A 19,609-nucleotide genomic window follows, 5' to 3' on the forward strand; every position below is an offset into this window, starting at 1 on the left:
TCTCCTACACCAAAATTAAAGCAGGGTTTTCAACAAACTGCTTAAAGCTGGCCAAGAATTTCGCCCCAACTGCACCGTCAATCACACGGTGATCGCAAGACAACGTCGCTGTGACAATCTCACGAACCACTACATTGCCATTTTCAACAACAGCACGTGATTCAGAAGCACCTAATGCCATAATTGCACCTTGCGGTGGGTTGATAATGGCATCGAACTGTTTAATGCCTAACATTCCTAAATTTGAAATGCTAAAGCTGCCGCCCTGAAACTCGTCAGGTTGTAACTTGCCCGTCTTAGCACGGGTTGCTAAATCACGCATGTCATCGGAAATTTGTGCTAAAGACTTCTGATTCGCAGCTTTTACAATGGGTGTAATTAAACCGTTTGGAATCGCTACAGCTACCGAAATATCCGCTTGAGAGAACTGTAAAATTGATTGAGTCGCCTCATCAAATTGAACATTCACCTCAGGTACTTTAATCAGTGCGGCGGCAGCTGCTTTAATTAGCATGTCATTAATTGAAAGTTTGACTTGAGGAACAGTCTCATTAATCTGCTTACGTAGTTTTTGCAAAGCCTCTACGTTGAGATCGACCACTAAGCGGAAATGCGGTGCATTACGTTTTGCAGCCTGTAACCGTGAAGCAATCGCTTTACGCATCCCATTCATCGCCACCATCGTAACGGTCGATTGTGGTTGAGCTGCACATTGCAAAGGTTGATCATTTACCGACGTTGGGTTATTACGATAGTAAACTGCCTCAACATCTTCTTTACAGACACGGCCACGAGTACCTGAAACACGACAGTCATTTAGGTTAATGCCCCATTGTTTTGCTAAACGACGTGCTACAGGTGTCGCTAAAACTTGGCTATCATCGGCCGTAGATTTAATCACTTTAGCTTGAGTTTGCTGTTTAATATCAGGCCATTGACCACCAGCAGCTTGTACAGCTTTCTGGATGTCTTGAACACTAATGCGGCCTTCACGACCAGAACCTGTGACTTTTGCCAAGTTTACATTGTGCTTTTCTGCAAGCTTCAAGGCATGCGGTGTTGCAAACAACTCATTAGATGTTTGATAACCTTGTAATGACTCTGGTACAGCGTAGTCACCTTTCGCTACCTTTACAGAAACTGGAGCGCTAGCTGTTGAAGTCTGTGGCTGTTCTGCTTTTTCAGCAACAGGTGCAGATGTTTCCGCCTTACTTTGCTCCAAAGGCGCTTCCGGGGCTTTAGCTGCTGACCCACCTAGTGAGGCAATAAACTTTTCAATTTCTGCATCAGAAATTTCACTATCAGCACATACGGCAATAAGGCCACCAACAGGTAAAGTATCACCATCTTTTGCTAAAATTTTACGGAGCGTTCCTGCAAAAGGTGCTTCTAATACATTGACGATTTTTGTGGTTTCAATTTCACAAATTTCATCGCCTTTATTAAAGCTATCACCCTCTTTAATCAACCATTGGGCGATCGTGCCTTCTTCCATGGATAATCCCCATTTCGGGATCTCCAGCGTTTTAATTTCGCTCATCCTAAGCCTCCAATGTTTTTCGCACAGCTTGCTCAATACGCTCTACACTTGGAATCCATTCTTTTTCTAAAACCGGAGAGAATGGAACAGGCGTATGTGGTGGCGTTACGAGTTCAACAGGTGCTTTTAAATAGTGGAAACCTTTTTGGGCGATCAGTGCAGAAACATCATGACCAAAGCCACAGCGTGCCGCTGATTCATCCACAATAACTACACGCCCAGTCGATGCAACAGACTCTAAAATTCCTTCCTCATCCAGAGGTGAAATTGTGCGAGGGTCGACCACTTCAACCGAAATACCATCTTTTGCCAATTTGTCTGCCACTTCATTAGCACGATGTACCATCAAGCCTAAAGCAATAATGGTCACGTCTGTCCCTTCACGGGTGTAATTTGCTACCCCAAAAGGAATGGTATAGGCATCATCTGGAACTTCGCCTTTAATGTCATAGAGCATTTTATGCTCACAGAACACCACAGGGTCGTCATCACGAATGGCCTGAATTAATAGCCCTTTCACATCATATGGGCTAGATGGAACCACAACTTTTAAGCCCGGAACCGCGGCAAATACGTTATATGGTGACTGAGAATGCTGAGCTGCCGCAGAAAAACCTGCGCCAATCATGCCACGTACAACCATTGGCGCTTTTGCTTTTCCGCCAAACATATAACGGAATTTAGCGGCTTGGTTATAAAGCATGTCATGACACACGCCATAGAAATCCATAAACATTAAATCAGCAACAGGACGTAAACCTGTTGCAGCCGCACCGGCGGCCATACCGATAATTGCAGACTCGGTAATTGGTGTATCAATCACACGTTCTGAACCAAACTCCGTCCATAAACCTTTGGTTACACCAAGTACCCCACCGAAGCCTTCAAGCTCGTTCTCTTCGGTATTTTTACCACCATGTCCACCGCGAACATCTTCACCAACAACAAATACGGTTGGATCACGGCGCATTTCTGATTCAATGGCTTCTTTAATTGCATTACGAAAACTTTTATTTGGCATCTTTACTATTCCTTTAGTAAGAGACATAGACGTCGGTAAGGAGTTGTTCTGGTTTTGGGTATGCCGCAGCACGAGCTTTAGCAACGGCATCATCAACATTTGCCTTAGATGCTGCATCAATCTCGTCTAGTTTGGCTTCATCAATTTTGCCTTTGACTTTTTCTCGGAAAATTTTCAAAGGATCTTTATTTTCTTTAATGAACTCGACTTCTTCCTTAGAACGAATCAAACCAGGGTCACCTTCGAAGTGGCCATAAAAACGGTTTGTAATGGTTTCAATGACACTTGGCCCTTCACCACGGCGTGCACGTTCAATGGCAGTTTGAGCGGCTTCATAGACGGCAAAGAAATCGGTCCCATCAACTTTAACTGCAGGTAAACCAAAACCTGCGGCACGACCAGCAATGTCTTTGCTTCCTACTGCGTAATCATGCCCTGTTCCTTCACCAAAGCCGTTATTTTCGAAAACGAAAATGACTGGAAGTTTAAGTACAACAGCCATATTCATCGCTTCAAAAGTAAGGCCTTGGTTTGAGCCACCGTCACCTGTAAAAGACAGTCCGACCCCACCAGTCTTTAAGGTTTTCGCTGTCAACGCCGCACCAATTGCTAAAGGAGGTCCACCACCCACAATCCCGTTGGCACCGAGCATACCTTTATCTAAATCGGCAATATGCATAGAACCGCCTTTTCCACGGCATAGCCCGTCATCTTTACCGAAAATTTCCAGCATCATGGCGTGAATGTCACAACCTTTTGCAATACAGTGTCCATGTCCACGGTGTGTTGAAGTGATATAGTCTTTGTCGGTTAAATTTTCGCAAATCCCGACTGCTACAGCTTCTTCACCACTGTATAAGTGAATAAAGCCAGGAATATCACCATTGGTATTTTCTTCGTGAAGTCGATCCTCAAATTCACGAATATCGCGCATGCGTTTATATGCTGCGAGTAATTGCTCTTCCGTTAATTGCATATCCTTTTCCTTTATTATCTTGATTATTAAAAATCAACCAAGTTTCAGCGAGAGTTATATATTTCGCTATAAATAATAAAGCTCAATTTAATTTAATATGCTATTAGACTAAAAAGTTTTAAATGGTTTTTATTGCTATTATTTTTTATTTTTCAAAAACTTGCATAGCAAAAATAAAATTAAAAAATTTTAATACATTTCATTGGTTTGCGAAACAAACCTTTAACCAACCTTTATTAATTTATAATATTAGTTGTGTACTATGCTCATTAATAAACTCCATATCCTTTATTTAAATTATAAGGATTTTTATTATATAGAGTCTAGTTAAATATTATTTAATATAAAATGGAATTCCATATATGGACTTAAAAAGGCAAATAGAAACTGGTATTAAATTAAGAGGAGCGGATAAAGTTGCTCGCATTCCAATTAAAATTTTACCTACAGAAGAGTTACCGACTAAACCTGACTGGATTAGAGCAAAAATAACCGATTTTGAAGAAATTAAACGCATAAAAAATTTGCTACGCCAACAGAAGTTACACAGTGTTTGCGAAGAAGCGGCGTGTCCAAATTTACCGGAATGTTTTGGTGGAGGTACGGCAACATTTATGATTATGGGCGATATTTGTACTCGTCGCTGCCCATTTTGTGATGTCGCTCATGGTCGTCCAAAACCGCTAGATGAAGATGAACCTAAGCATCTGGCAGAAACAGTCGCAAATCTAAACTTAAAGTATGTCGTGATTACCTCTGTAGACCGCGATGATCTACATGATGGCGGCGCTGCACATTTTGTAAAGTGTATTGAAGAAATTAGAAAACGTTGTCCAGAAACATTGATTGAGATTTTAGTACCAGATTTTCGCGGTCGTTTAGAGACAGCGCTTTCAACTTTGAGCTTATCGCCTCCAGATGTGTTTAATCATAATATTGAGACCGTTCCTCGTTTATATAAAGCGATGCGCCCCGGTTCAGATTATCAACATTCGCTTGAGTTACTTAAACGCTTTAAAGCATATTGTCCCGATATCAAAACCAAGTCTGGCCTGATGGTTGGATTAGGAGAAATAGAGGCTGAAGTGCTTGCCCTACTCAACGATTTAAAAGACTATCAAGTCGATCTTGTCACGATTGGTCAATATCTTCAGCCTTCAAAATCACATGCGCCTATTCATCGGTTTGTAAATTTACAAGAATTTGAACGATATACCCGACACGGTAAGCGATTAGGTTTTAAAAATATTTGGAGTGGACCTATGGTTCGTTCTAGCTATTTTGCTGATCGACAATATTTCGGAGAAGAAGTGCCAAAGCCTTTTAGCCGACAAGATGTCTTATCTTAATGATTAGGCAATTAACAAAACTTATCCAATAGGATAATGGTCAAGCCTTATGAAATTATTTAAGGTAAGGAGATAACTAGGAAATAGTCACAATAAGAAAGTTATAACTATTGAGCGGCTACGGATACGCCATTTCAATGATAAAGGAATTTCGATATGGATATGTCAGAACAATTATCATCGCCTTTAATAGATACTACCCCGTCCTTATTTCGGCCGGAATCCTCATCTCATTCTAAACAATTAGGGAAAAAACCATCACTTGACCTTGAGGCAGCGCCTTTGTTTGATCTGGGTGAGGAATGGGAACATTCATTATTTGGTCGTTCGATTCACGAGTGCCATCGCAACTTAATGCATATTGCCGAAGATGCCGATATGGCCATTGGTGTGACTGATCCTCATGGTACTCTACTTTGGACATGGAGTAGTCACCCTATGCGCTCATCGGCAGAGCAAGTACACTTTGTCGAAGGTGGCCAGTGGTCTACTCAGGCAGTAGGTCAAAATGCCATTGGTTTAGCATTAAATACACATTCTGCAAGCTGTGTTTACTCACATGAAAACCAAATGAATAGTGTCAGAGACTGGGTCTGTTATGCAGCACCGATTACCGATGCGAATACAGGTCAGTTTTATGGAATTATGAATTTATCGACCAAATATCAAAAACATAATTCACTTGGAGTTTTAGCAGTAGAGCGTTGTGCTGACATTGTTAAACAAGCAATTCAGCTTCATCAGAAAAATATCTTATATATTAAAGCCTTCGGCACTCCTAAAGTTCAATATAACCAACACAGCCTTACATTGACTCAACGTCAAATTGAGATTCTGTGCATTCTAACCCTTTGTCCCGAAGGGATTAATCTTGAAGAACTTCATTATGCTTTATATGGTGATCGGCCTGTAAGTACTACCACTTTAAAAGCAGAACTTTCTCAACTCAGAAACTTAATACCTGACGTTATCGAGTCGCGACCATATAGACTTAACTGCGAAATTCAATGTGATTTTTTAATGGCCGAACAAGCCTTAAACCTTGGTTTTACATCAACTACGCTTACACTCTATAGAGGGAGTTTCTTAGCTAAATCAGAAAGTCCTTTTTTATGCGCATGGAGAGATTGTTTTGATGCTCGTTTGAGTCATGTGATTTATCAAATTGAAGATATTGATCAATTATTGCGAGTAGTCAGTCGTGTACCAGACCGTGTAGATGCTGTTGAACGTTTACTTGAATTATTACCCGAAGAAACACCTTATCGAACTAAACTCTTAAAGTTGCTCGAATAAAATAAAAGGGAGAATATCCACACGATATTCTCCCTTTTTAAGGCTAGATCAAGCAGAGGCTTGAAGTTGTACCCTATAGCAGTCGTCCAAAGCTAATTCATAATATCGCAGCCCTTCTTCAGCAGCATGAAATGCTTTTTGCTGCCAGTCAGGACGGTCATTACATAAGCGCTTAATCAACTCCATAGCTTCATATGGATGAAGATCATCGTAATGTGCATGAGCGCGCAACCAAGCTAAAGAACGTTTATCAATCGTGACTTCAGGATGATTAGTATAGGTATGAATACCTTTATACACCTGAATAGACCAATCTCCAGTTGCCCATTCAATCGCCAAATTTGTTGCAGCCAGACATTCTGCCAAATTGCCTCGATGACTCATATTCCATAGAAAATGGTTTACAGCATTCATAGCAGCTGGTGGTCGTACATGATCAAGTTCTTCAACTGTTAAGCCAAAACCTCCAGCCCAATCGCGATACCATTTTAAGTGTCGCTCTTCTACCTTAATATTTTGAATTAACCAATCTCGCGCTTCAGTAACTCCCGGTTCAGAAAATCCAGTCGCTTTCCCCAATGCTCCAGCCATATATGACGGGAAATGGGCGACTAATGGATAGAAATTAAGTAAAGCATAACGGAAACTATCTAGGCTCAATCCCCCATTGGCCATTTCCGTAAAAAACGGATGTTTACTCACCCGTTCTTTAGCTGGTAACAGGTCGTCCCAGAACCGTTGTGACCATCCATTATGCGGCGTAATTTCTAAATTCATTCCATATTGATTTAGAGCAGTCATTGCTAATTTTCCTATTTATATGACAGCAATCATCTGTATTTCACGCTATAAGTCTATCCGAAAATGATAAAGATACAATCGTTAATCGACCATTTGTAACTTTTTTCGATGGATTGGGGAACTTTAGATAATTATTAGGCTAATCATTGAAATGTCGTGATTTTTATCACATTTAACATAGATAAAAATCATTACTTTTTTAAAAAATCTGTATTATTATTTTGAATAAACCACACATTATATAATCAATATTTTTAGATGGAACTTTACTTAAAATAAGTCTCATTTTATGACAACTTCCAATATAGAGAGCATTAATTATGAAGTTGCAGGGTTCCAATATATTGGGACAGGAACAAATAGATTTATTAACCACACGAGGATTAAACTTTGTATGGTTTCCAAAGCAGCTTGAAACGATTTATCGTTTTCAATACCAAAATGGTGCTGCCTATGAGTTCCGCTACAGAGCGCCTATTATTTTAATATTATATATATTTTTAAGCTTTGGTATATATCAAGTTTTACCAAGTGAACAAGTTTTATCCTGGTTTAGCTATTATTCTTGGGTTGGTGTAATTGTTCTTATCGCTTGGATTTTATCATTTATTAAAAAATTAAATCAGTATTTTGATTATTATGTAGGAGTTGGCTCGGCTTTAGCGGTAGCAATTACTTTTATTTTAATTAACGTTATTGAGAATGGACAAGATAATGTTCTTTTTCATGCTGCGATGATGTATGCAATCGTTATTATTTATGGTGCTGTTGGTATGCGCTTTTATACCGCCATATTTGCTGGATGGATGGGGGGGCTGGTTGGAATTTTAGTAAGCAACTACTTAAATGGTGTGATCGACTGGACGTTCTTAAACCGAACTTACACTTTTAGTAGTTTTTTGGGAATGACCCTCGCCTATGCAACGGACCGTCAACATCGAGAAAACTATTTACAAAACTGTATGATTGAGCTGAACCGCATTGAGCTCATGCAACAAGCGCAGCAGTTATCCTTACTTTCTCAGCAAGATGCACTTACTGGTTTAGCCAATCGACGTTATCTAGATGAAACCTTGGATAATGAATGGCGCCGTGCATTACGACATGAAACCCCACTCACTATTATGATGGTCGATATCGATTATTTTAAAGCATACAATGACACGTTAGGACATCTCAAAGGTGATGAATGTTTAAAAGAAATCGCAATTGCTATTTCTTCTATTGCTGCTCGTAGTGGTGATTTAGTTGCTCGTTATGGTGGTGAAGAGTTCTTACTACTATTCCCGATGACAAATTCTCAGCAAGCTTTGATACAAGTAGAACGTTTAATGAATGCGATTAATAAAATTGCGATTAAACACCCATGTAGTGATGTTTCACCACATGTCACTATTAGTGTAGGAGTCGCAACCACAATTCCACGTCTAAACGATTCTATTTCTGCTTTTGTGGCACGAGCTGATCATGCATTATATAAAGCAAAAACCAATGGACGTAATCAATATAAGATTGCTGTAAATGAAGAACAAATTGTAGATTTAACTTAATAATGGCAAATAACAATTGAGGATAACTTTTGGCTAGTGATTACATTATTTGTTTTTTGATATTAATCTTTTGAATTAAAATAATGAAAGAATTCTCTATTTAGCTTTTCCATCCGTGGTAAAGCTAAAATGTAATCTAGATTTAATATGTACTAAATATTGTTGTTTAGTTCTTAATATTAAATTAAGAATGGTTTAATTAAGATTAATACATACCTACTCTAAGCTAAAAAATTCCAGTTCATCAGAATTCTCCTTTTAACTTCTTCCAAAGTTTATTTATAAAATAGAGCAATAAGTTTTGCTCCATCCTTGGAGGTGTTGTCTGAACAACTTCATTTGAAAACGGCAATATCGAGACAATATTCTCATGTATCGTTTCATAGTTCGGATAAGCCTCTTTTTTAATAATCTCTATAATTTTTTGTATTTCATCTACAGATAAGTTCAAGAATTTTTTAATTTCTTGGACTGTCTTTGATTCAATAGATAATAAAGCACAAACTCTAGTGACATTAACAATCTGCTCTGCATGAATATTTTTAAAGTTTGGATAACAAACAAGTTTGTATAGAATTTTTGTCTCAAACGGATCTGTAGCAGTTATATTTTCTATTCGTTCTCGATAAGATTTTTTAAAATATTCATTATTTTCAATTTCTAATAAAATTTTTAAAAGCTCCTGATACCTTAAGGGCCTCTTTAATCCATATTGATAACCTTTTAAAAGCTCAGGGTTATTACTTAATACAATTTTAATTTTTTTAGGAATAAGAATATTTGTATAGCCACTGTCTAAATCAATAATATATATATCTGGATTATCATCACTATATATCCAGTTTTCAGATAGCTGAGAGGATAAAGATAAGTCATGAATAACTTTTATCATTGCCTCTAAGTTTTTAGGCAATAGTTTATCCTTTGACATACAGCCAATTCTATATGTACATTGATTCATTGATATTTCCCCAATTTCAATGATGACTTTGAAAATTATTTGTTTAAAGTAATAAAATTTAAATATGTAATAAACTTATATAAAACTAATTTGAATAAAATTAGTTTTAAGATATAAATATCTTGAGTAAGTATAAAATTAATAAGACTTTAATTTCTTACTTAAGCAGATAAATATATTCAGAAATAAATCGCGGGTATTATATTTATATAGAGATTATAAGACAAGGAAATAATTTAAAATTTAATAGAGCCGAATATGATAAAAAAATTAAAGCCCCCAAGTTTAAGTTAAATATGGGGGCTTAATTTACTATAGTCAAAATTATGACTATGGTTCAATTGGTTCAAACGGTGGAACAACATCTGCATTTTGTGCACGATGGCGTAGGAAGTGATCCATTAGGACAATAGCCAACATTGCTTCTGCAATTGGAGTTGCTCGTACACCTACACATGGGTCATGACGACCTTTAGTTAACACATCAGTATCTTCACGGCTTAAATTAATCGTTTTACCTGGTGTTGTAATACTTGCAGTAGGTTTTAATGCAATGGCAACTCGAATCGTCTGACCACTCGAAATACCGCCTAAAATACCACCTGCATGGTTCGCTAAGAAGCCATTACTCGTCAACTCATCACGTGTTTCATGACCAAACTGCCCAGCAACTGCGAAACCATCCCCGATTTCAACACCTTTAACCGCATTAATGCTCATCATGGCATGAGCAATGTCAGCATCTAGACGGTCAAAAACAGGTTCACCCCAGCCTACAGGAACTTTTTCAGCTAAAATTTCTAGCTTAGCCCCGCAGCTTGTACCTTGTTCACGCAAAGACGTAACCAATGCTTCAAAACGAGGAACAGCATCTACATCACCACAGAAAAATGGATTATTTGGAACTTCATTCCAATCCAGTTTTTCAGCAACTTCATTACCAATTTGAGTGACATGACCACGAATCAAGACACCAAATTTTTCTGCTAAATATTTTTTAGCAATAGCACCCGCTGCAACACGCATAGCAGTTTCACGTGCACTCGAACGACCGCCACCACGGTAGTCACGGAAACCATACTTTTGTGTATAGGTGTAGTCCGCATGACCCGGTCTAAAAGTTTGCGCAATATTTCCATAATCTTTCGATTTTTGGTCAGTATTACGAATGAGTAAACCAATTGGCGTACCAGTAGTTTTACCCTCAAACACACCAGAAATAATTTCAACTTGATCAGGCTCTTTGCGCTGGGTCGCAAATTTTGATGTACCCGGCTTGCGTCGGTCCAGATCTTTTTGTAGATCTTCTTCGGTTAACTCAAGACCAGGTGGCACACCATCAACAATTGCCATTAAGCCAACGCCATGAGACTCGCCACATGTCGTTACACGAAAGAGTTGTCCAATACTGTTCCCTGCCATATGTACAACTCCTTATGCTTGTTGCTGTTCAAATAATTTTCTATAACGACGACATTGTTCTGCGGTTAAAGCAAAAATGCCAGAACCACCTTTTTGGAAAGTAAGCCAGTTGAAATCAATAGTATTGAAGTTTTGGCGCATAGCCCATTCAGAGTTACCCACTTCAATGACAATTAAACCATCTTCAGTTAAATAATCTGCCGCTTGAGCAAGCATTTTACGCACTAGGTCTAAACCGTCTTGGCCTGCTGCCAATGCAAGCTCAGGTTCGTGTAAAAACTCTTCCGGTAAGTCAGCCATGTCTTCAGCATCAACATATGGAGGGTTACTTACAATTAAATCATACTGGTTTTCAGCTGGAATCTTGGCAAATAAATCAGATTCAAGTAACGCAACTTGATATTGCTTATTGTGGTGTTCAACATTAATCGATGCTACTTCTAAGGCTTCTTTAGAGATGTCTGTTGCATCCACTTCCGCATCTGGGTAAGCATAAGCCAAAGCTACAGCAATACAACCAGAACCTGTACACATATCTAAAATACGCTGTGGAGTTTTAGGTTTTGCATTTTCTGGCAGGTTGTTAAGTGCTTCACGCATTTGACCATTTTCATCTAAGCAATATGGTGCAAAACGTTGTTCAATTAATTCTGCAATTGGTGAACGCGGAATAAGTACACGCTCATCCACATAAAATGGCTTATTAAAGAAGTAAGCTAAATTTAATAAATAAGAAGTCGGTATACGGTCATTAATACGACGTTCTAACAAACTTAAGAATTCTGCTTTTTCACTTGGCAAAAGCTTAGCGTCTAAAATCTCTGAGTCTGCTGACCATTCAAGAGATAAGGTTTGTAAAACTAATGCAGAGCTTTCTGCAAAATAATCTTCAGTACCTTGTCCTAAATGTGCATCATGTTGACGTAATGCTGATACCCCAAAGCGAATAAAATCTCGAATTGTAGATAAATTTTCAGCAGCTTCCTGTAAATGTTCAGGGCTAATCGTCGGTCGCTCCACTTAGGCGTCTCCAAAGGCAAATTTTGCAAAGTGACTATTCTACTGAGTGAGACAAAGCAACGCAACGCTTTGCCTTGTGAAGCAGTGTTTTACACACCTATCTCTAACAATCACAGCTTAAAATCAGAATACTTTGTTTTAATTAAGAAATAATGAACTTTTAACAAAGGATAAATTTCGTCTATGAAATAAAAAAGCGATCTTTAAATATTGACCGCTTTTTGTGTTTAGTTGGTTTAAAGCTTAAGTTTTTCTGCCACATAATCCGAATCTTTGTCTCCACGACCAGAAAGATTAACCACAATCATGGTTCCTTTCGACAGCTTTGGTGCTTCTCGTATTGCCCATGCGACAGCGTGTGAGCTTTCAAGCGCAGGAACAATTCCTTCTACACGAGATAAGCTCATAAAAGCATCCAAACATTCTTGATCAGTTGCAGTGCTATATTCCACACGGCCTAAATCTTTTAAGAAACTATGCTGTGGCCCAACACCAGGATAGTCCAATCCTGAAGCAATAGAATGCACGGGTAACGGTTCACCAGCTTCATTTTCAAGTACGTAGCACGCCATACCATGAATTTGGCCTGGTTTACCTAATGTTAGGGTAGCCGAATGCATTTGAGTATCTAAACCATGCCCAGCCGGTTCAACCCCTACAAGTTTCACATCTGGATCATTTAAAAATGCTGTAAAGGCACCGATTGCATTTGAACCGCCACCCACACATGCCACAACATAATCCGGATTTTTTCCAAATCGTTGTTGCGTCTGCTCTTTAATTTCATTACCAATAATCGATTGAAAATCTCGAACCATTTTTGGAAATGGATGTGGTCCAACCACAGAACCAATTGCATAAATAAAGTTTTTAGGGTCTTTTAAATATTCTTCAAAAGCGCTATCAACTGCATCTTTTAAGGTTGCTGTACCACGTGTTACTGAAACTAAATGAGCACCCAAAATTTTCATTTTGACCACATTAGGGTGTTCTTTTTCAATATCGACTTGTCCCATATGAATTTCACATGGAATACCAACTAAAGCACAAGCCGTGGCTAAAGCAACGCCATGCTGTCCCGCACCTGTTTCAGCAATAACTTTCTTTTTGCCCATATATTTGGCAAGAAGAGCCTCACCTAAACAGTGATTAATTTTATGGGCACCCGTGTGATTTAAGTCTTCACGTTTTAAATAAATTTGTGCACCGCCTAACTGCTCAGAAAGACGTTTTGCGTGAAATAAAGGACTTGGACGACCTACATAATTTGTAAAGAGGTCTGATAGTTCATTTTGAAATTCTGGTGTATGGCGAATTTCCTCATAAGCAACATTAATTTCATCCATTGCTTCTTTTAAATGCGGAGGAATAAATTGGCCTCCATATTCACCAAAAAATCCCTGTTCATTTGGCAAAGCAATACCATTAATTTGATGTTGCATATCATCCCTCTTTTTAAATTATTAAAGTTATCAAGTTTATCGAGAAAGGTAGCGTGTTAAGTCCTCAATGCCTTTTAAGGTCATTGGATACATATGGTTTTCAAAAATCTCTTTAATCCAACCAATGGTTTGAGTGTAATGCCAATACCCTTCAGTTTCAGGGTTTAACCATGCTGTTTTATCAAAATGTTGACGTAGGCGACGTAACCAAACCTCACCTGTTTCATCATTCATATATTCAACCGAGCCACCTACCGATTTCAGCTCATACGGTGCCATACTGGCATCACCTACGACAATTACACGATAGTCGCGTCCGTAAGTATGGAACAAATCCCACGTATTCATGCGGGTTGCTGTTCTTCGGTAGTTATCTTTCCAAACATAGTCATAGAGACAGTTATGAAAATAAAAGTATTCGAGTGTCTTAAACTCACTTTTAGCAGCACTAAAGAGTTTTTCACACTGGGCAATGTGCGCATCCATCGAACCACCCACATCAAACAACATGAGTACTTTTATTCGATTACGACGCTCTGGCACCATTTGAACATCCAAGATACCTTGTTTGGCTGTTTCTCGAATAGTTCCATCAACGTCTAACTCTTCAGCTGCGCCTTGGCGAGCAAATTTGCGTAAACGTCGTAACGCAATTTGCATCTGACGAGTTCCAAGAACTTGGTCATCATCTAGATTTTGGTATTTCCGCTGTTCCCAGACTTTAACCGCCGAACGTTTACGCCCCGGCCCACCAATTCTGACGCCTTCTGGATGGTCACCAAAAGCCCCAAAAGGTGAAGTACCACCAGTACCCACCATTCGGTTACCACCTTGGTGTTTCTTATGCTGTTCGCGTAAACGCTCTTCTAGCATTTTCATCAGTTCTTCTAAAGAACCTGCTTTTTGAAGTTCAGCTCTTTGCTCTGGTGTTAAATGCTTTTCGAGAAGTTCTAAATCGAACCAGTCTTTTGGTAATTTATGAACTTGCTTAAGCAACTCATCGATATCAAAAGTTTCAATGCCATCAAAGTAATCTTTCATGGCACGATCAAACTTATCAAAAAATCGCTCATCTTTAACTAAAATAGTTTTAGCAAGCTGATAGAACTCCTCTTGGTCGGCAAAAACCAAACCTTCACTCACCGCACGGTTTAGATCAATGAGTTCACGAGTGGTAACTGGAACACCATATTTACGTAAGGTGTAAAATAACCGCACAAACATGGGTTACTCCCTCCCTTAACGTCGAGACATGAAAGCCAAGCGTTCGAGAAGTTGTACATCTTGCTCGTTTTTGATGAGAGCACCATATAAAGGTGGAATAGCTTTAGAGGTATCTCGATTACGTAATACATCTTCAGGCATATCATCTGCCATGAGCAAGCTTAACCAATCAATTAACTCAGAGGTTGATGGTGGTTTCTTCAAATTAGGAATTTCACGTAGTTTAAAGAAAACCTGTAAAGCTTCGTTTACTAGTGTTGCAGAGATATTTGGGAAATGAACCGCAATGATTTCTCGCATTGTGGCTTCATCTGGAAACTCAATATAGTGGAAGAAGCAACGACGCAAGAATGCATCTGGTAATTCTTTTTCATTATTTGAAGTAATAATTACAATTGGGCGTTGCGTTGCCGTAATTGTTTCATTCGTTTCATAAACATAAAAAGACATTTTATCGAGTTCATGCAACAAGTCATTTGGAAACTCGATATCGGCCTTATCAATTTCATCAATTAATAATACGCAACGCTCTTCACTGGTGAAAGCTTCCCACAATTTACCGGGTTTAATATAGTTCTTAATATCGTAAACTCGGTCATCACCTAACTGGCTATCTCTTAAACGAGAAACCGCATCATATTCATACAACCCTTGCTGTGCTTTAGTTGTAGATTTGATATGCCAAGTAATCAGTTTTAAACCTAAACTTTGTGCTACTTGTTCAGCAAGTAAAGTTTTACCCGTGCCCGGTTCACCCTTAATCAGTAAAGGCTTTTGCAAAGCACGAGCTGCTTTTACAGCAAGCTTAAGACTATCAGTCGCGATATATTGATCTGTACCGGTAAAATGTTGGGTATCAGCAGACATGTAAAGACCTTATTTTTCTATTTCAATGGTTAGATGGAACGCATGCTTTTGTTTGTTGAATATTTTGACCAACAATATCCAATTACCAAACCTAGACCAACTACAAACAGAATTAAAGATAAATTTGACCAAATTAACGGACTATCTTTAGTTAAAATACCAAAAAGAAGTCCAAAAATAGCAGGTGCTACAGATGCATTCGGTCCTTCAGACACTGTTGGTGTAACTAAAATAGCAAATACAATCAACCAGCTAATTGCACCAAAAGTGGTAGGAAGACGGCGCATTAATCGCCACCAACACCACAAAGCAATAATAGCGCCTATTCCATAAGCTGTTAAAGCAATAACACCTTCAGGAATAACATCCAAAAAAGAGAATAACTGATTCATTATTCCAGTTTGATCTTCACGCACCACGTAAGCCCTCTGGTTCAACTGCATTCGGGTTAATTAACCCTTCTGGCGGCATCTGAATAAAGAAACCTTTTGTTTGTAATGAGTCTAAAACATGTAAAACATTAACACGCGCCAATTTACGTGTTGGAGCCAACTCTAAATGCATGACAAACGTTGCACGACCAAACGCTTGTAAAACAGCTTCAGGAACATTTTCAAACGGATCAGCTTGTTCCGTATTGTCAGGATAGTTTGGACGAGCAATATACATGTACATTTCATCTTTTTTGCTCGATCTATAAATATCACAGTGCATTTCAAATCAACTCTTGAACTAAGGACAGCATACATGAAAAAAAACGACACACACACGCAGGTTTGTTTACGCATCAGTCGTTTTTTTAATTCTTGAGAAATATTAACCTACAACATTGATTAAGGTCGATAATAACTTTGTTCCAAACAGGAGTTAGATTTCATAAAAACAATATAAGTTTTTGATTTTAAATACCAAAACACAAAATCTATTTTATTAAAATAAAAGCAGTTCTTGGATTTTAAAAAAGTATTCATCATCAAAGATTTGATAATAGTGTTCTTGCAAGATTTATACTTAAGCTATCAAAATAATAAATTTCTTTTTCACTTATTTAAGAATACACATTTGAGTAAAAGTTTTAACTACTTCACTACACATCACCAGATGTTACTTAACTCGTTTAATAGCGAGATATGATTCAATAATAAGTATCTTGTTCATAGATATGGAGGACGAAATTATGCCTCGTGGTGATAAAACTGCTTATACAGCAAAGCAAAAACGTCAGGCCAAACATATTGTTGAGAGTGAGGTAGATAGAGGCCATTCTCAAGAAGAAGCCGAACGAATTGCATGGTCTACCGTCAACAAACAAGATGGTGGCGGTAAGAAAAAGTCCCATTAATTTATAAAAATAAATACTTCTTTAGCCCAAACTAAAGAAGTATTTTTTGTTTAAAGACGTGTTAATTTTTTTCTAGAAGACGCGAGAGCTTTTTATATAGTCATCGCTTACTTGATTTAACGCACTCAAAATAGCGCTATCATCTTGACTTAATAAAGCTTTATTAAGACTTTCCATATAAGCAATGAGTTGGGTTTTAGAAGTATGGGCGAATTCGGTCGTTACAGCTTCATCTTCATATAAGATTACATAACTGCGTGCAAAACCGTAGATTAGGTAAACTGCTGCTTTTTCTTTTGTATCTTGAGATTCTTTAAGAGACTGCTCACATGCATTTTTTAAGTCTTTAAATGCATCTGTACCAGTAGATTGATTTTTGAAAGATAAAAGTATTGTTTGGAAGTTCATATCCATATTCCACTTAAAAAGTAAAGCTACAGAACAAGATAGAACCTGTCAAATAATATCCTGATTAATATAAATTTAATTGTAAATAAATTTATATTTAATTTCTTTTAACTCACAATAAATCATGCAATAAAAAACCACTCCTTTTTAAGAGTGGTTTAGTTAAAATTATCATTCATTAGAAGCTTATTTCAATTGTGATCGTGGTACCGGAGTGCTCAATATCAGTTGAGACATTAAAACCTCTGCTTCTAAGCTCCTCTTCAACCAGTGTAAGATGATCAGGGCTTATAGCATCAACAGGAAACCAGAAAGTTGCTTTTCGTTTCCCCTCCTTAGATTCAGACTCAGTACCAGTTAAAATTTTTTCCAATATGACGTCTTGATTTATTTTAAAGTTTTTAGCGTTTTGACGAGCTTGTTCAGCATTAAAGTTGTTAAGCATATTTATCTCTCTAATTATTAATTTATCTAATTTTATATCATAAAAACGCTATATAAGTTTTAGTGTTGTGTAGTTAAAACCAATCAGAGATATAAGTTTATTGATTGAATAAACTTTCTACCCATTCAATAAATTTTCTGGCATTTCTATTTTTAAAATCGTCCTTATTTGGAATGTAGTAACATAGCTTTGATTGAACGGCTTTAGTTTTAAACTCCTGTAAAAGATTCGTCTTAACAAACCTTTGGGTAAGTGTAGTAGAGCAAAATACTAAACCATTGGCAGATAAAGCCTCGTGTATCCCAAAAATTTCCTGATCAAATTTCTTAATCGTCACCCTATCTTGGTTCCATTCATTTTCCTCAAGCCAAGCCTCTAGTGGTGGGCTTGGTAATGCCTTATTTTTCCATTCTGTCGTAAATAAAGTTATTGGTTCACTAGAACATTTAAGCAGATCAAGTTTGGATGAACCAAATACATTAAAAGACTCATATTTAACAATATCTTGAGACTGGGCCAAAGATACGTCGCCATATCGAATAGGTAATGTATACAAGTGATTATCTAAAGTTTCACCTGTAGAAAACTCAACAGAGATATCGGGGTACAATTGATAAAATTCATTTATTGAAGGAATTAGCAGCATTGCAGCTAGTGAAGACGTACTAGCGACTCTTACTATGTTTCCATTTACTGTTATTTCATCTAGTGCATCTTCAATTTTACGAAATCCTTCAGAAATTGCTCCAGCAAGTCTTTCCCCTGTCGTTGTAAGCGTTATTTTCCTTACCTGTCGATGAAATAAATCAACATTTAATCTGCTTTCTAGATTCGCAACATGATGTGAAATTGCAGTCGGTGTAAGCGAAAGTTCTTCAGCAGCCAACTTAAAACTACCCAATCGAGCGGCTGATTCAAATGCTTTAAGTGCTTGCAAAGAAACTTGCATGCTTCCTCCCCATTTACATTTATGAATGAATTAAAATCATCTATAAATGTAATTTTCTCGTTTGTCTACTTATGTTTTAAAACTCAAAATAAATTAAATCCTAACCTTTTTGGAATTAATGATGAGTAAAATATTACATATAGATGCTAGTGTCAGAGCTGCAATTAACGCTAATCCAAACCATAATTCTATTTCAAAAAATATTGCCAGTCGGTTGATCGACTCATGGAAACAACAACTGCCTATACATGAATATATTTATCGTGACGTAGGAATGAATCCACCACCCTTTATTAATCAAAACTGGATTGATGCTGTATTCACACCTGACAATAAAAGGACCGAAGCTCAACGTGATGTTTTATCTATATCAGATCAATTAATAGCAGAAGTTTCACGCTCAGATATTCTTGTAATTTCTTCACCTATGTACAATTACGGCATGCCTGCTCAACTGAAAGCATGGTTTGATCAAATTATTCGTATCAATAAAACCTTTGATTTTGACCTAGCTCGTGGAGACTTTCCCTTACAACCTCTTTTAGCTGGAAAAATTTTAATTATTATCACTTCCAGCGGTGAATTTGGGTTTGAGAAAGATGGGATTCGGCATGATATGAGTCATCTTGTACCCCACATTCGTACACTGAGCAAATATTTAGGCGTAGAAAAAATTTATGAAATTACTTCTGAGTATCAAGAGTTTAGAGATCATAGGCATATAGAGTCATTAGAAAATGCTTTTCAAAAAGCTGAAGAAGTTGTTTCTAAACTTGCTGATTCATTTAGATAATATCTGTAGATTTTAATACTCATTTTTAAATTTCATAAAATTAAGTTACTTTAACTAAGCCATATCATTAAAAATAAAAAAGCCTACCCAATTGGGTAGGCTTTTCATTTCTGCACCGAAACAAACTTATAGTTATATATTATATAAATTGAAGTTGTTTTTCTTAAATCCAAGAATATACAGACCTGTATGTTTAATCAATT

At 37.5% G+C, this 19,609-nt stretch carries 20 protein-coding genes; 5 read left to right on the forward strand and 15 right to left on the reverse strand.

The annotated features are described in order from the left end of the window. Nucleotides 1–4: 4 nt before the first annotated feature. Genes AAC388_RS09410 through AAC388_RS09420 form a run of 3 tightly spaced genes read right to left on the reverse strand, consistent with a single transcriptional unit; the run spans nt 5 to nt 3,537 of the window. Nucleotides 5–1,540 carry a 2-oxo acid dehydrogenase subunit E2 gene (locus tag AAC388_RS09410; RefSeq protein ID WP_057084851.1) on the reverse strand — a complete coding sequence of 512 codons (1,536 nt, stop codon included), beginning with the start codon at nt 1,538–1,540 and terminating at the stop codon, nt 5–7. Nucleotide 1,541: 1 nt separating this feature from the next. Continuing rightward, nucleotides 1,542–2,561: an alpha-ketoacid dehydrogenase subunit beta gene (locus AAC388_RS09415; RefSeq protein WP_057084849.1), complete on the reverse strand. Its 1,020-nt coding sequence runs from the start codon at nt 2,559–2,561 to the stop codon at nt 1,542–1,544. A 13-nt stretch (nt 2,562–2,574) separates the two neighbouring features. Continuing rightward, entirely contained in the window at nt 2,575–3,537 is a 963-nt protein-coding gene (locus AAC388_RS09420) for a thiamine pyrophosphate-dependent dehydrogenase E1 component subunit alpha (RefSeq protein WP_001177517.1), read from the reverse strand. 362 nt (nt 3,538–3,899) lie between these two features. On the opposite strand from AAC388_RS09420, the gene lipA reads away from it, so the two are divergent. Both lipA and AAC388_RS09430 read left to right on the forward strand, forming a co-directional pair. Then, a complete protein-coding gene (gene lipA / locus AAC388_RS09425; protein ID WP_057085914.1) occupies nt 3,900–4,886 on the forward strand; it encodes a lipoyl synthase in 987 nt (328 codons plus the stop codon). A 156-nt stretch (nt 4,887–5,042) separates the two neighbouring features. Next, nucleotides 5,043–6,182: a hypothetical protein gene (locus AAC388_RS09430; RefSeq protein WP_005069347.1), complete on the forward strand. Its 1,140-nt coding sequence runs from the start codon at nt 5,043–5,045 to the stop codon at nt 6,180–6,182. A gap of 48 nt (nt 6,183–6,230) precedes the next feature. Here the strand turns inward: AAC388_RS09430 and AAC388_RS09435 are convergent, their stop codons facing one another. After that, a complete protein-coding gene (locus tag AAC388_RS09435; RefSeq protein ID WP_002113940.1) occupies nt 6,231–6,983 on the reverse strand; it encodes an iron-containing redox enzyme family protein in 753 nt (250 codons plus the stop codon). A gap of 320 nt (nt 6,984–7,303) precedes the next feature. Here AAC388_RS09435 and AAC388_RS09440 point away from each other — a divergent pair, with 320 nt between their 5' ends. Continuing rightward, nucleotides 7,304–8,533 carry a GGDEF domain-containing protein gene (locus AAC388_RS09440; RefSeq protein ID WP_017386898.1) on the forward strand — a complete coding sequence of 410 codons (1,230 nt, stop codon included), beginning with the start codon at nt 7,304–7,306 and terminating at the stop codon, nt 8,531–8,533. A 244-nt stretch (nt 8,534–8,777) separates the two neighbouring features. Here AAC388_RS09440 and AAC388_RS09445 read toward each other — a convergent pair whose 3' ends face one another. From AAC388_RS09445 to AAC388_RS09480, 8 genes are all read right to left on the reverse strand, one after another. Beyond that, entirely contained in the window at nt 8,778–9,494 is a 717-nt protein-coding gene (locus AAC388_RS09445; protein WP_017401713.1) for a hypothetical protein, read from the reverse strand. A gap of 330 nt (nt 9,495–9,824) precedes the next feature. Continuing rightward, nucleotides 9,825–10,916 carry a chorismate synthase gene (gene aroC / locus AAC388_RS09450; RefSeq protein ID WP_342370504.1) on the reverse strand — a complete coding sequence of 364 codons (1,092 nt, stop codon included), beginning with the start codon at nt 10,914–10,916 and terminating at the stop codon, nt 9,825–9,827. A 12-nt stretch (nt 10,917–10,928) separates the two neighbouring features. Further along, nucleotides 10,929–11,936, reverse strand: a complete 1,008-nt coding sequence (gene prmB / locus AAC388_RS09455; protein ID WP_002113580.1) for a 50S ribosomal protein L3 N(5)-glutamine methyltransferase — start codon at nt 11,934–11,936, stop codon at nt 10,929–10,931. Nucleotides 11,937–12,172: 236 nt separating this feature from the next. After that, nucleotides 12,173–13,378: a tryptophan synthase subunit beta gene (gene trpB, locus AAC388_RS09460; RefSeq protein WP_342370505.1), complete on the reverse strand. Its 1,206-nt coding sequence runs from the start codon at nt 13,376–13,378 to the stop codon at nt 12,173–12,175. Nucleotides 13,379–13,414: 36 nt separating this feature from the next. Next, entirely contained in the window at nt 13,415–14,602 is a 1,188-nt protein-coding gene (locus AAC388_RS09465; protein WP_002113937.1) for a VWA domain-containing protein, read from the reverse strand. Between the two features lie 15 nt (nt 14,603–14,617). Then, nucleotides 14,618–15,469, reverse strand: a complete 852-nt coding sequence (locus AAC388_RS09470; protein WP_002113662.1) for a MoxR family ATPase — start codon at nt 15,467–15,469, stop codon at nt 14,618–14,620. 29 nt (nt 15,470–15,498) lie between these two features. Further along, on the reverse strand, nt 15,499–15,885 hold the full coding sequence (locus tag AAC388_RS09475) for a hypothetical protein (protein ID WP_025469819.1): 387 nt from the start codon (nt 15,883–15,885) through the stop codon (nt 15,499–15,501). Then, nucleotides 15,878–16,138, reverse strand: coding sequence for a YcgL domain-containing protein (locus tag AAC388_RS09480; RefSeq protein WP_002113722.1), 261 nt, complete (start codon nt 16,136–16,138; stop codon nt 15,878–15,880). Before AAC388_RS09480 ends, AAC388_RS09475 begins: the two co-directional genes overlap by 8 nt. A gap of 508 nt (nt 16,139–16,646) precedes the next feature. Between AAC388_RS09480 and AAC388_RS09485 the strand changes: the two genes are divergently transcribed. Further along, nucleotides 16,647–16,811, forward strand: coding sequence for a hypothetical protein (locus AAC388_RS09485; RefSeq protein ID WP_002113596.1), 165 nt, complete (start codon nt 16,647–16,649; stop codon nt 16,809–16,811). A 72-nt stretch (nt 16,812–16,883) separates the two neighbouring features. Here AAC388_RS09485 and AAC388_RS09490 read toward each other — a convergent pair whose 3' ends face one another. The 3 genes from AAC388_RS09490 to AAC388_RS09500 form a co-directional block, all read right to left on the reverse strand. Then, the gene (locus AAC388_RS09490; RefSeq protein WP_068527158.1) at nt 16,884–17,219 is read right to left on the reverse strand and encodes a hypothetical protein; all 336 of its coding nucleotides are present in this window, start codon (nt 17,217–17,219) and stop codon (nt 16,884–16,886) included. Nucleotides 17,220–17,397: 178 nt separating this feature from the next. Next, the gene (locus AAC388_RS09495) at nt 17,398–17,664 is read right to left on the reverse strand and encodes a hypothetical protein (protein WP_014206661.1); all 267 of its coding nucleotides are present in this window, start codon (nt 17,662–17,664) and stop codon (nt 17,398–17,400) included. A 97-nt stretch (nt 17,665–17,761) separates the two neighbouring features. Next, nucleotides 17,762–18,613: a LysR family transcriptional regulator gene (locus AAC388_RS09500; RefSeq protein ID WP_202744139.1), complete on the reverse strand. Its 852-nt coding sequence runs from the start codon at nt 18,611–18,613 to the stop codon at nt 17,762–17,764. A gap of 118 nt (nt 18,614–18,731) precedes the next feature. Between AAC388_RS09500 and AAC388_RS09505 the strand changes: the two genes are divergently transcribed. Further along, complete coding sequence (locus AAC388_RS09505; RefSeq protein WP_322976646.1) at nt 18,732–19,406, forward strand: NAD(P)H-dependent oxidoreductase; 675 nt, start codon at nt 18,732–18,734, stop codon at nt 19,404–19,406. The last annotated feature ends 203 nt before the right edge of the window (nt 19,407–19,609 follow it).

Origin of the sequence: Acinetobacter sp. D009, from assembly GCF_038562025.1 — a bacterium.
Lineage (GTDB): Bacteria > Pseudomonadota > Gammaproteobacteria > Pseudomonadales > Moraxellaceae > Acinetobacter > Acinetobacter pittii.